We start from the raw sequence: 13232 nt of genomic DNA on the forward strand, positions 1-13232 counted from the left end.
AAATACCGATAAATCGCGTTTTCCCGGCCGGTGCGCCAGCATACTCGACATCATTCATCCCGTAGCGAATCGCATTGATAATGTCCCGATCTTCCGTCTGAATGCGATTGGCAAAGTGGCGTGCCGCCGCTGCACCGCGACTAAAACCGAAGATATCGAATCTGAGTTCAGTCACTTTAAGTGAGGGTACGGACACAGTTTTAGTAACTTCAACGAAAAACTTATTGATCGCCTCTGCAATCTGCTTCACCGCAAGGTCCGTCTTCGCGATCACCCCCGTATCGGCCACGCCTAAACTCAGGCCAATCATGCTGTCTGGTCTGCCGGCTTCGGTGCCAATCCCCTCCACATAAATGGCCGCCTGCGCCTGTCCTGATTCAATCGGGAGATCCGTTTTGTACAACGTATTTAACCAGTGAATATTGGTATACCCGCCGGTATAGCTGGTGGCCCCTGTGCCGGAGACGCCCATCTGCTCCTGCGCCATGCGGGCAAGAATGCTTTCTGCATCCGGATCAGAAATGTCAAAGTGCGCGGCGGTGCAGGCCGCGAGCATATTTTGCGTGTTCACGGCGTTATTACCGGTTCCATCAAAAAAAACACCGAGCGTCAGGGTAATATTGCGTTTTTCAGGTTGTTTTATTTCATCGGGTGGAAACAGTTGGTTATAGGCGTCAGGCAGGAGCAGATTGCTGAACTCCGTATTCGCAATAAGATGTTTACTGCGAATATATTCATAACTCACAGTGATACTTTCCGTATCCAGCCTGTCTTTATTATGCGAGCTGGTTATCCCCTTAATCGACGCCCCGCGCAGTTCGATATGATAATATTTTTCCTGACGGCCGAAGCGGTTAGTACGGTAATAGTCAAAACTGAGCCGCAGTTTTTCATTCTCATTAATGGCGGTGGTCAGGAGTGGCGAGCTTTTGTCGGTGGGTTTGGTGAAGCGCAGGCCCTGATGATGCACGCCGCCCGCGGTGCTGACGCTGCTGGAGGAGAGCTGATAAACCAGAATTTCGTTTTCATGGCGATACTGAAAGCGATTACCAATAGATTTCTCTGTTCCACAGCCTGCGGATATTTCCCCCTGATGCTCACCCGTCAGCGTTAAATAGATAACGTTGCTCACTCAATGATGTCCTTATCATTACTTAATAAAATGCATTGCGATAATTAATAAATAGGATGAGAAGTGTAGTCTTTTAATTTATTCAATATCACAGTTGATGTCATGGAATCAGAAAATAAATATCACGTGATTGGACTTGATTGAGTGAGAAAAAATGCGGAGCAAGAAGAGGAAAAAACTGTCGGGAGCGAATCCCCCGACAGTATGGCGAGAATGCAATTACTCGACAGTCATCACACGCGTGGTGTTCGTTGAGCCGATGGTGCTCATTACATCGCCCTGGGTGACGATTACGATGTCACCAGAGACCAGATAGCCTTTATCGCGCAGCAGATTGACGGCATCGTTGGCGGCTGCAACGCCGTCGTTGGTGCTGTCGAAGTACACCGGCGTCACGCCACGATACAGGGCAGTCAGGTTCAGAGTGCGCTCATGACGCGACATAGCGAAGATTGGCAGGCCGGAGCTGATACGGGATGTCATCAGCGCGGTGCGACCAGATTCGGTCATGGTGATGATCGCGGTGACACCTTTCAGGTGGTTCGCCGCATACATGGCAGACATGGAAATCGCTTCTTCCACGTTATCGAACTGAATGTCCAGACGATGTTTAGAGACGTTAATGCTTGGGATCTTCTCAGCGCCCAGACACACGCGCGCCATCGCCGCGACGGTTTCAGCAGGATATTGGCCCGCTGCCGTTTCAGCAGAGAGCATTACCGCATCGGTACCGTCCAGCACGGCGTTTGCCACGTCCATCACTTCCGCACGGGTTGGCATTGGGTTGGTGATCATCGACTCCATCATCTGGGTCGCGGTGATCACGGAGCGGTTCAGTTGACGTGCACGACGGATCAGCGCTTTCTGGATGCCGACCAGTTCCGGGTCACCGATTTCAACGCCCAGATCGCCACGGGCAACCATCACCACATCAGACGCGAGAATCACATCGTCCATCGCTTCCTGGCTGCAGACGGCCTCTGCACGCTCAACTTTCGCGACAATGCTGGCGTCGCAGCCTGCATCACGCGCCAGACGGCGAGCGTAGTTCAGGTCTTCGCCGCAGCGCGGGAAGGAGACGGCCAGATAGTCGACGCCAATCTGCGCGGCAGTGATGATGTCGGCTTTGTCTTTTTCGGTCAGGGCTTCAGCGGAGAGACCACCGCCAAGTTTATTGATGCCTTTATTGTTGGAGAGCGGGCCGCCAACGGTCACTTCGGTGAACACTTTCATGCCCTGAACTTCGAGCACTTTCAGCTGTACGCGACCATCATCAAGCAGCAGGATATCGCCCGTTACAACGTCAGCAGGCAGACCTTTATAGTCGATACCCACACGCTCTTTATCGCCTTCGCCTTTACCCAGGTTGGCGTCGAGGAGGAATTTATCACCGATGTTAAGGAAAACTTTGCCTTCTTTAAACGTCGAGACGCGGATCTTAGGACCCTGCAGGTCGCCGAGGATAGCCACGTGACGTCCCAGTTTTGCCGCGATCTCACGGACCTTGTCTGCACGTAATTTGTGATCTTCTGGCGTCCCGTGAGAGAAGTTCATGCGTACCACGTTGGCGCCCGCGGCGATAATTTTCTCGAGGTTATTATCGCGGTCAGTAGCCGGACCTAAGGTGGTAACGATCTTGGTTCTGCGAAGCCTTCTGGACATGTAATACTCCGTTGACTGAAACAACTTTGGTGTTGCGTGAACATAGATTCGGTGCTGTGTAGAAATTACCGAATACCGAAAAAAGTAACAACCTTATAACAACATTTAGGGTACATCGCCCTTAATGAGCAATTCTTTATCAAAACGCGATTCCTTGAGCGCTTCTTTGACACGCTTCAAGTTATCTCTGAATTTCGCGCCACGACGCAGCGTAAAACCCGTGGCCAGCACGTCGATGACGGTTAATTGCGCAAGCCGAGACACCATCGGCATATACATGTCGGTATCTTCCGGCACATCCAGTGTGATTGCGAGCGTTGATTCTCGCGCCAGCGGTGTGCCCGCGGTGGTGATCGCGATCACCATGGCATCGTTTTCACGCGCCAGCTGCGCCAGTTCCACCAGGCTTTTGGTCCGACCGGTGTGAGAGATCAGCACGACCACGTCATCTTCGTTACAATTCATACAGCTCATGCGTTGCAGCACTATGTCATCAGAGTAGATGACCGGGACATTGAAGCGGAAAAATTTGTTCATCGCATCGTGGGCAACCGCAGCAGAAGAGCCCAGCCCGAAGAAGGCGATTTTTTTCGCCTGGGTGAGCAAATCGACGGCGCGATTGAGTGATGCTTTATCCAGCGATTGACGCACATGGTCGAGCGTCGCCATTGCCGATTCAAAAATTTTGCCGGTATACGCTTCTACGCTGTCATCTTCATCGACATTACGATTTACATAGGGCGTGCCGTTTGCCAGACTCTGGGCCAGATGCAGTTTAAAATCGGGAAAACCGCGCGTCTCAAGACTGCGACAGAACCGGTTGACGGTAGGTTCACTGACCCCCGACTCCTGCGCCAGAGCGGCGATGCTGGAATGGATGGCCTGAGTGGGCGAGGCGAGAATTACTTCAGCCACTTTACGCTCGGATTTGCTAAGGTGTTCCAGTTGAAACTGGATTTTTTCCAGCATGTTCATGATGACAAGACACTCATGGGTGGAAGCGATTTCATAAATTGATGAAATCGTGATTCGAATTAGGAAGAATATACCCCTCTGACCTGGTCAAAGGGTAATGAACAACAGCAAATGTTGTTGTTTTTTTTCATTACTTGATCGCGGTCGGGTTTTGGCAACGGCCCGGCGGCACAAAGAATCAACGAATTTGTGGTCATTGCTGTCACTGAAGCGTGCAATCATCGAAAAATCGCGTTATCGCACGCGACGTTAAGCGCTAATGGTTTCGGGAATGACGTAAAAGCAGTACAGTGCATTGTAATAAAATTACAACGATATTCTGGCAAAAGCACCAGGATATCCAACTGAGGAGAATGACATGGCGGTAACGCAAACAGCCCAGGCATGTGACCTGGTCATTTTCGGCGCGAAAGGCGATCTTGCACGCCGTAAATTGCTGCCTTCCCTGTATCAACTGGAAAAAGCAGGCCAGATCCACCCGGACACTCGCATCCTGGGTGTGGGCCGCGCTGACTGGGATAAAGACGGCTACACCAAAGTGGTGCGTGAAGCGCTCGAAACGTTCATGAAAGAGAAAATTGATGAAAGTTTGTGGGATGCGCTGAGCGGTCGTCTTGATTTCTGCAACCTGGATGTTAACGACACCTCTGCGTTTGGTCGTCTCGGCGAGATGCTGGACCAGAAAAACCGTGTGACCATTAACTATTTCGCGATGCCGCCAAGCACCTTCGGCGCCATCTGTAAGGGCCTTGGCGAAGCCAAACTCAACGCCAAACCGGCGCGCGTAGTGATGGAAAAGCCGCTGGGCACCTCGCTTGCGACCTCTCGTGAAATTAACGACCAGGTGGGCGAATACTTCGAAGAGTGCCAGGTCTACCGTATCGACCACTATCTCGGTAAAGAGACGGTACTGAACCTTCTGGCGCTGCGTTTTGCGAACTCCCTGTTTGCCAACAACTGGGACAACCGCACCATCGATCACGTGGAAATTACCGTGGCCGAGGAAGTGGGCATCGAAGGCCGCTGGGGTTACTTTGACCAGGCCGGTCAGATGCGCGACATGATCCAGAACCACCTGCTGCAAATTCTCTGCATGATCGCCATGTCTCCGCCGTCTGACCTCTCAGCGGATAACATTCGCGACGAGAAAGTGAAAGTGCTGAAATCTCTGCGCCGTATCGATCGCTCGAATGTGCGTGAGAAAACCGTCCGCGGTCAGTACACCTCCGGTTTCGCGCAGGGCAAAAAAGTCCCTGGCTATCTGGAAGAAGAGGGCGCGAACAAGTCCAGCAACACCGAGACTTTCGTGGCGATCCGTGTCGATATCGACAACTGGCGTTGGGCGGGAGTGCCGTTCTATCTGCGCACCGGTAAACGTCTGCCGACCAAATGCTCTGAAGTTGTGGTCTATTTCAAGAACCCGGAGCTGAACCTCTTTAAAGAATCCTGGCAGGAGCTGCCACAGAACAAGCTGACGATCCGTCTGCAGCCTGATGAGGGCGTGGATATTCAGGTGCTGAATAAAGTGCCGGGCCTGGATCACAAGCACAACCTGCAAACCACCAAACTGGATCTGAGCTACTCCGAAACCTTCAACGAAACGCACCTGGCCGATGCTTACGAGCGTCTGCTGCTGGAAACCATGCGTGGGATTCAGGCGCTGTTCGTACGCCGCGACGAAGTGGAAGAAGCCTGGAAGTGGGTCGACTCCATTACTGAAGCCTGGGCTGCCGATCAGGATGCGCCAAAACCGTATCAGGCAGGTACCTGGGGACCGGTTGCGTCCGTGGCGATGATCACCCGCGATGGCCGTTCATGGAACGAGTTCGAGTAAACCAGTAGCTAATCCAAACGGGTTATTTTACCGGTAACATGATCTAACACAGATTGTGGCACAATTTTTAATCATTTAAGCTCCACGTGGATTCACCCGTGGAGCTTTTTTTATTACACTGGCTGAAGCGATTTTGCCCCCGAGCTACGGACTGCAAGCGTTTCAGCCTTGTTAATACAAGCGATTCATCTTGTTAACTCCCGAGCCTGGACAGATAAATTAGAGGAGCTTTTATGAATCCTGTATTGTTACGCGTAACGCAACGCATTGTTGAGCGCTCAAAAGAGACACGTTCTGCCTACCTCGCCCGCATCCAGCAGGCGAAGACCGACACGGTACATCGTTCGCAGCTCGCCTGCGGTAACCTGGCCCACGGTTTCGCCGCCTGCCAGCCGGACGATAAAGCCTCGCTGAAAAGCATGCTGCGTAACAATATTGCGATCATCACCTCCTACAACGACATGCTCTCCGCTCACCAGCCGTACGAACACTACCCGGAAATTATTCGCAAAGCGCTGCACAGCGCTAACGCGGTCGGGCAGGTGGCGGGTGGCGTACCCGCCATGTGCGACGGGGTAACTCAGGGCCAGGATGGTATGGAACTCTCCCTGCTGAGCCGCGAAGTGATCGCCATGTCTGCGGCAGTAGGCCTGTCCCATAACATGTTTGACGGCGCCCTGTACCTCGGCGTGTGTGACAAAATTGTCCCGGGACTGGCGATGGCTGCGCTCTCCTTTGGTCATCTGCCTGCGATTTTTGTGCCATCAGGCCCAATGGCGAGCGGTCTGCCAAATAAAGAAAAAGTCCGTATTCGCCAGCTGTATGCCGAAGGCAAAGTGGATCGAATTGCGCTGCTGGAAGCCGAAGCCGCGTCGTATCACGCCGCGGGAACCTGTACGTTCTACGGCACCGCCAACACCAACCAGATGGTGGTGGAATTCATGGGCATGCAGCTTCCGGGTTCCTCTTTCGTACAGCCAGATGCTCCGCTGCGCCAGGCGCTGACCGAAGCCGCTGCGCGTCAGGTCACGCGTTTGACCGGCAACGGCAACGAGTGGATGCCGCTCGGCAAAATGGTGGACGAAAAAGTGGTGGTGAACGGGATTGTTGCCCTACTGGCAACCGGCGGTTCAACTAACCACACCATGCACCTGGTGGCGATGGCACGCGCGGCCGGTATTCTGATTAACTGGGATGATTTCTCTGAGCTGTCTGAAATTGTGCCGCTGATGGCGCGTCTCTATCCGAACGGCCCGGCGGATATCAACCACTTCCAGGCGGCGGGCGGTGTGCCCGTGCTTATCCGTGAGCTGCTGAAAGGCGGCCTGCTGCACGAAGACGTCAACACCGTAGCCGGTTTTGGCCTGCAGCGTTACACCCTGGAGCCATGGCTGAACGACGGCCAGCTCGACTGGCGCGAAGGCGCGCAGAGTTCTCTCGACGCCCAGGTTATCGCCACGTTTGCGAAGCCATTCTCACATCACGGCGGCACCAAAGTGCTGAGCGGCAACCTGGGTCGCGCGGTGATGAAAACCTCCGCTGTGCCTGTTGAAAACCAGATTGTAGAAGCCCCTGCGGTGATTTTTGAAAGCCAGCACGACGTGCTGCCTGCGTTCGAGGCCGGCCTGCTGGACAAAGACTGCGTCGTCGTGGTTCGTCATCAGGGACCAAAAGCGAACGGCATGCCAGAATTACATAAACTTATGCCACCACTTGGTGTATTATTGGACCGCTGTTTCAAAATTGCGTTGGTCACCGATGGACGACTCTCTGGCGCATCAGGTAAAGTGCCATCAGCGATTCACGTCACCCCCGAAGCCTATGACGGTGGGTTACTGGCGAAAGTACGCGATGGCGATATCATCCGCGTCAACGGCCAGACAGGCGAGCTGACCCTGCTGGTGGATGAAGCCGAACTGGAAGCCCGTAAGCCGCATATTCCTGACCTGAGCGCGTCGCGTGTGGGAACAGGGCGCGAAATGTTCAGTGCACTGCGCGAGAAACTCTCCGGTGCTGAGCAGGGCGCAACCTGTATTACGTTTTAAGACGACAAGAATTATCGATCTGGCGAGAGAAAAACACTGATGAAAAACTGGAAAACAAGTGCAGAAGCAATCCTGACAACTGGCCCGGTAGTGCCGGTTATCGTAGTGAACAAACTGGAGCACGCCGTCCCAATGGCGAAAGCGCTGGTTGCAGGTGGTGTTCGTGTTCTGGAAGTGACGCTGCGTACCGCCTGCGCGATGGACGCGATTCGCGCTATCGCAAAAGAAGTGCCGGAAGCGATTATCGGTGCCGGTACCGTGCTGAACCCGCAGCAGCTGGCGGAAGTGACCGAAGCGGGCGCACAGTTCGCAATCAGCCCAGGCCTGACTGAGCCACTGCTGAAAGCGGCAACCGAAGGCACCATTCCGTTAATCCCGGGTATCAGCACCGTGTCTGAACTGATGCTGGGTATGGATTACGGCCTGAAAGAGTTCAAATTCTTCCCGGCTGAAGCTAACGGCGGCACCAAAGCTCTGCAGGCGATTGCTGGTCCGTTCTCTCAGGTGCGTTTCTGCCCGACTGGCGGTATCTCTCCGGCGAACTACCGTGACTATCTGGCACTGAAAAGCGTGCTGTGTATCGGTGGCTCGTGGCTGGTTCCGGCCGATGCGCTGGAAGCGGGCGACTGGGATCGCATTACTAAGCTGGCGCGCGAAGCTGTGGAAGGCGCGAAGTAATTTTTGCAGTGGCGGGTGTGAACCCGCCCGACAAAACCGAAAATACTGGCCGGGCAAACACGCGTTGCCCGGCTTTTTTATGCTTTCACACTCACGGCTTGCGCCGCACTGACCGCCCGCTCAACCGCTGTTTCCACGCTATCGCCGGTGGCTAACGCCACGCCCAGGCGACGGGTTCCGTCGATTTCTGGTTTACCAAACAGACGCAGCTGCAGACCCGCGCCGACGGCGGCCTCCACATTGCCAAACGTGACATTCTGGCTGGTCAGCCGGGGCAAGATCACCGCAGAGGCCGCCGGGCCATACTGACGAATCCCGCCCACCGGCAGCCCTAGAAACGCGCGAACGTGCAGGGCGAACTCCGAGAGATCCTGGGAAATCAGCGTCACCATCCCGGTGTCGTGAGGACGCGGAGAGACTTCGCTGAAAATCACCTCATCGCCGCAGACGAACAGTTCCACGCCAAACAGACCGTAACCGCCCAGCGCCAGCACCACTTTGCGGGCAATCTCCTGTGCGCGCTCCAGCGCCAGCGCGCTCATCTGCTGCGGCTGCCAGGATTCCCGGTAATCGCCGTCTTCCTGACGATGGCCAATGGGATCACAGAAGTGAACACCGTCAACGGCGCTGACCGTCAGCAGGGTGATTTCGAAATCAAACTTCACGACGCCTTCGACGATGACGCGCCCGGCACCGGCGCGGCCGCCCTGTTGGGCATAATCCCACGCCTTATCAAGCGTGGTTTCGTCGCGGATAAAGCTCTGGCCTTTACCGGAGGAGCTCATCACCGGCTTAATGATGCACGGGTAGCCAATTTGTTCGACGGCTTGCAGGAAATCCGCTTTTCCATCGGCAAAACGATAGCTGGAAGTCGGTAGCGCCAGCTCTTCGGCTGCCAGGCGACGAATGCCTTCGCGGTTCATGGTCAGTTTGGCTGCGCGGGCACAAGGCACCACACGCTGACCTTCCTGCTCAAGGGCAATAAGCGTGTCGGTGGCAATCGCTTCGATTTCCGGGACCACAAAGTCAGGCTTTTCCTGTGCAATCAGCGCGCGAAGAGCGTCGCCATCGAGCATATTGATGACATGCGCGCGGTGCACGACGTGCATCGCCGGTGCATCCGCATAACGATCGACGGCAATCACTTCAATGCCGAGACGCTGGCACTCAATGGCCACTTCTTTTCCCAGCTCGCCAGAACCCAACAGCATGACGCGCGTCGCAGATGGACGCAAAGCAGTTCCTAAAAGAGTCATCATATCCCCCTAAAAAAGTTGCGCGCAGTATAAACGAAAACGTTTGCGTCTGTCTTCCACCAGGCGCAGATGTCCTGAGCGCAGGGGGAAATTTGCGCTTCTTTAGTGCGGGCAGACATTTCCTGACATCGCCTCGCATAGGCTGTAACCATAACGAACCGTAGAGTGGGGAATATTATGTCAGGCTGGTTGAATCAACTGCAGTCCATGTTAGGTCAGAAAGCGTCGTCGTCCAGTGAGCAAGGACTGAGCAAACTGCTGGTGCCGGGTGCGCTGGGCGGGCTGGCGGGTCTGCTGGTCGCCAATAAATCCTCCCGCAAACTGCTGGCGAAATACGGCACCGGCGCACTGCTGGCGGGCGGCGGGGCAATCGCCGGAACAGTGCTGTGGAACAAGTATAAAGACAGAGTACGCACTGCCCATCAGGACGAGCCGCAGTTTGGTCAACAGGCCTCGTCGCTGGATGTCCGCACTGAACGGCTGATCCTGGCGCTGGTGTTTGCCGCCAAAAGTGACGGTCATATCGACGATAATGAACGCGCCGCCATCGAACAGCAGATGCGGGAAGCGGGCGTCGAGGCGCAGGGGCGGGCGCTGGTGGCGCAGGCGATTGAACAACCGCTCGACCCGATGCGTCTGGCGCAGAGCGTGAAAAACGAGGAAGAGGCGCTGGAGCTCTATTTCCTGAGCTGTGCGGCCATCGATATTGATCACTTTATGGAGCGCAGCTATCTGAACGCACTCGGCGACGCGCTGAAAATTCCGCAGGACGTACGCGACGGGATTGAGCAGGATATTAAGCAGCAAAAACAGGCATTACCGGGCTAGTATTATTTGGCGGTTGTCACGTTTCGCTTGCATCGTGCGTGTGTTTTGCCACCCTTATAGGGTGTAAAACCAAAAAGAAAAACTGACATGCTGCCAAAAGCCCGACGCATTCCCAAAGCGATCACCACCCATGGTGATACGCGCATCGATAATTACTACTGGCTGCGGGACGACGATCGCTCGCAGCCAGAAGTGCTTGATTACCTGCATCAGGAAAATGACTACGGCCGAAAGGTGATGTCTTCACAGCAGGCGCTTCAGGACAGCCTTCTCGGTGAAATGGTGGCGCGCGTGCCACAGCGCGATATTTCCGCCCCCTGGACTAAAAACGGCTACCGCTATCGCCATCTCTACGAGCCGGGCAGTGAGTATGCGATTTACCAGCGTCAATCGGTGCTTAGCGCCGAATGGGATGAGTGGGAGACGCTGCTCGATGCCAATCAGCGCGCGGCGCACAGTGAGTTCTATACGCTCGGTGGGCTAGGTATTTCGCCTGATAACACCATTATGGCGCTGGCAGAGGATTATCTGTCACGCCGCCAGTACGGTCTGCGGTTTCGTAATCTGGAAAGCGGAAACTGGTATCCGGAAATGCTGGATAACGTCTCGTCTGATTTTGTCTGGGCGAACGACTCCGAAACCGTCTATTACGTTAAAAAGCATGCCTCAACGCTGCTGCCTTATCAGGTATGGCGGCACACGGTGGGCACATCTTCAGGCAACGATGAGCTGGTGTACGAGGAAAAAGACGAAACCTTCTACGTCAGCCTGCATAAAACCACTTCGCGCCACTATGTGATTATCTCGCTGGCCAGTGCGACGACCACCGAAGTCTTGCTGCTGGACGCGGAACTGCCCGACGCGCAGCCGCTCTGTTTCCTGCCGCGCCGCAAAGATCACGAGTACAGCCTCGACCATTTCCAGCACACCTTCTACCTGCGCTCTAACCGCGAGGGCAAAAACTTTGGCCTGTATAAAACCAAAGTACGCGATGAACGCAAATGGGAAGTGCTGATCCCGGCGCGCGAGCAGGTGATGCTCGAAGGTTTCACTCTGTTTACCGACTGGCTGGTGGTGGAAGAGCGCCAGCGCGGGCTAACCAGTATTCGCCAGATCAACCGCAAAACCCGCGAAGTGGTGGGCATAGCCTTTGACGATCCGGCCTATGTCACCTGGATTGGCTACAACCCGGAGCCGGAGTCGTCGCGGCTGCGCTACGGCTATTCGTCGATGACCACTCCCGACACGCTGTTTGAACTCGATATGAATACTGGGCAGCGGCGCGTGCTGAAACAGGCTGAAGTGGCCGGTTTCGATGCCAGCTGCTATCGCAGCGAACACCTGTGGATCACCGCGCGCGACGGCGTGGAAGTCCCGGTGTCATTGGTGTATCACAAAGATCATTTTCACAAGAGTAAGAATCCGCTGCTGGTGTACGGCTACGGCTCGTACGGCGCCAGCATGGACGCAGATTTCAGCAGCAGCAGGCTGAGCCTGCTCGACAGGGGATTTGTCTTCGCCATTGCCCACGTACGTGGCGGCGGCGAGCTGGGGCAGCACTGGTACGAAGAAGGGAAATTCCTGAAGAAGAAAAATACTTTTAACGACTATCTCGACGTGTGCGATGGGCTGATTGCGCAGGGTTACGGCGATCCGCACCTGTGCTTTGGCATGGGCGGCAGCGCAGGTGGCATGCTGATGGGGGCGGTCATTAACCAGCGTCCCGAGCTGTTTAAAGGCATCGTCGCGCAGGTGCCGTTTGTCGACGTTGTCACGACCATGCTCGACGAATCTATCCCCCTAACCACCGGTGAATTTGAAGAGTGGGGCAATCCGCAGGACGAAACCTATTACCGCTACATGAAGGAATACAGCCCCTACGACAACGTCGAAGAGAAAGCCTATCCGCACATGCTGGTGACGACGGGCCTGCACGATTCGCAGGTGCAGTACTGGGAGCCGGCAAAATGGGTGGCAAAACTGCGGGAATTGAAAACGGACGATAATCTGCTGCTGCTGTGTACGGATATGGATTCCGGCCACGGCGGGAAATCGGGGCGATTTAAATCTTATGAAGGGGTGGCGCTGGAGTATGCCTTTCTGATTGGCCTGGCGCAGGAGACGCTGCCAGGCCATGTTGCGACAGATTAAGCGTCGTCGAGGTAGTGACGAAGTGTAAGGCGCAGCTCCGGGCTCATGCGGTCGAGGTTATTGTATAACCAGCGCAGATAGCCCGGATCGCGCTCAGCCACTTCGGACACCGGTTTGCCGCGGTATTTACCAAAGGTAAACGTGGTCAGCAGCGCCGGACGGCCGGTGATGGTCGCCATATCATCCGGCGTCCAGCCGGTGGTATTCATGATATCAATGAGCAACGCCGCCGTGATATAGCAGTCATACAGGGCACGGTGGTGGTGCAACCCTTCCGGCGTTTTCACACTGAGCTTACGGGATTTATACAGCGCCATATTGCTGTATTTAATCCCCGGCCACGCCCGACGCGCCAGTTTCATGGTGCAAATCCACTCGCCTGGCATCTCCGGCAGCACGCGCCGGTCGAAACTGGCGTTATGTGCCACGTACCACTGGCTGCCGAAATAGTTCGGGATGACATCCTCAATCCAGGGTTTGTCGGCCACCATCGATTCTGTGATGCGGTGGATAGCCATCGCCTGCGCGCTGATAGGGCGGTCAGGCCGAACCAGATGGCTCATGGGGTTGACGATCTGTCCGTCAATAACGTCAACAGACGCCACCTCTACAATCCCGCCCTGAAGGTCACAGGTTTCGGTGTCGATTACACGCAGCATGGCTCACTCCTG

At 55.1% G+C, this 13232-nt stretch carries 10 protein-coding genes; 5 read left to right on the forward strand and 5 right to left on the reverse strand.

The genetic code is table 11. From position 1 onward, the window contains the following. The 3 genes from tssD to F153LOC_RS16445 form a co-directional block, all read right to left on the reverse strand. On the reverse strand, positions 1-1132 hold a 1132-nt coding region (gene tssD / locus F153LOC_RS16435; protein WP_146003476.1), incomplete at its 3' end, for a type VI secretion system tube protein TssD. 219 nt (positions 1133-1351) lie between these two features. After that, positions 1352-2794: a pyruvate kinase gene (gene pyk / locus F153LOC_RS16440; protein WP_100779785.1), complete on the reverse strand. Its 1443-nt coding sequence runs from the start codon at positions 2792-2794 to the stop codon at positions 1352-1354. Between the two features lie 105 nt (positions 2795-2899). Beyond that, positions 2900-3769, reverse strand: coding sequence for a MurR/RpiR family transcriptional regulator (locus F153LOC_RS16445; protein ID WP_100779786.1), 870 nt, complete (start codon positions 3767-3769; stop codon positions 2900-2902). Between the two features lie 358 nt (positions 3770-4127). On the opposite strand from F153LOC_RS16445, the gene zwf reads away from it, so the two are divergent. From zwf to kdgA, 3 genes are all read left to right on the forward strand, one after another. Next, entirely contained in the window at positions 4128-5603 is a 1476-nt protein-coding gene (gene zwf / locus F153LOC_RS16450; protein ID WP_100779787.1) for a glucose-6-phosphate dehydrogenase, read from the forward strand. 233 nt (positions 5604-5836) lie between these two features. Then, positions 5837-7648, forward strand: coding sequence for a phosphogluconate dehydratase (gene edd / locus F153LOC_RS16455; protein ID WP_100779788.1), 1812 nt, complete (start codon positions 5837-5839; stop codon positions 7646-7648). 39 nt (positions 7649-7687) lie between these two features. Then, positions 7688-8326, forward strand: coding sequence for a bifunctional 4-hydroxy-2-oxoglutarate aldolase/2-dehydro-3-deoxy-phosphogluconate aldolase (gene kdgA / locus F153LOC_RS16460; RefSeq protein WP_102103979.1), 639 nt, complete (start codon positions 7688-7690; stop codon positions 8324-8326). Between the two features lie 77 nt (positions 8327-8403). On the opposite strand, the gene purT is transcribed toward kdgA, so the two are convergent. Continuing rightward, the gene (purT, locus tag F153LOC_RS16465; RefSeq protein ID WP_102103978.1) at positions 8404-9582 is read right to left on the reverse strand and encodes a formate-dependent phosphoribosylglycinamide formyltransferase; all 1179 of its coding nucleotides are present in this window, start codon (positions 9580-9582) and stop codon (positions 8404-8406) included. Between the two features lie 177 nt (positions 9583-9759). Here purT and F153LOC_RS16470 point away from each other — a divergent pair, with 177 nt between their 5' ends. Both F153LOC_RS16470 and ptrB read left to right on the forward strand, forming a co-directional pair. After that, positions 9760-10410 carry a tellurite resistance TerB family protein gene (locus F153LOC_RS16470; RefSeq protein ID WP_102103977.1) on the forward strand — a complete coding sequence of 217 codons (651 nt, stop codon included), beginning with the start codon at positions 9760-9762 and terminating at the stop codon, positions 10408-10410. Positions 10411-10497: 87 nt separating this feature from the next. Further along, a complete protein-coding gene (ptrB, locus tag F153LOC_RS16475) occupies positions 10498-12561 on the forward strand; it encodes an oligopeptidase B (protein ID WP_100779792.1) in 2064 nt (687 codons plus the stop codon). Here ptrB and exoX read toward each other — a convergent pair. Then, positions 12558-13220, reverse strand: a complete 663-nt coding sequence (gene exoX, locus F153LOC_RS16480; RefSeq protein WP_100779793.1) for an exodeoxyribonuclease X — start codon at positions 13218-13220, stop codon at positions 12558-12560. The genes ptrB and exoX overlap by 4 nt on opposite strands. Positions 13221-13232 lie beyond the last annotated feature (12 nt).

Origin of the sequence: Lelliottia sp. F153 (assembly GCF_002870005.1) — a bacterium.
GTDB lineage: Bacteria > Pseudomonadota > Gammaproteobacteria > Enterobacterales > Enterobacteriaceae > Enterobacter > Enterobacter nimipressuralis.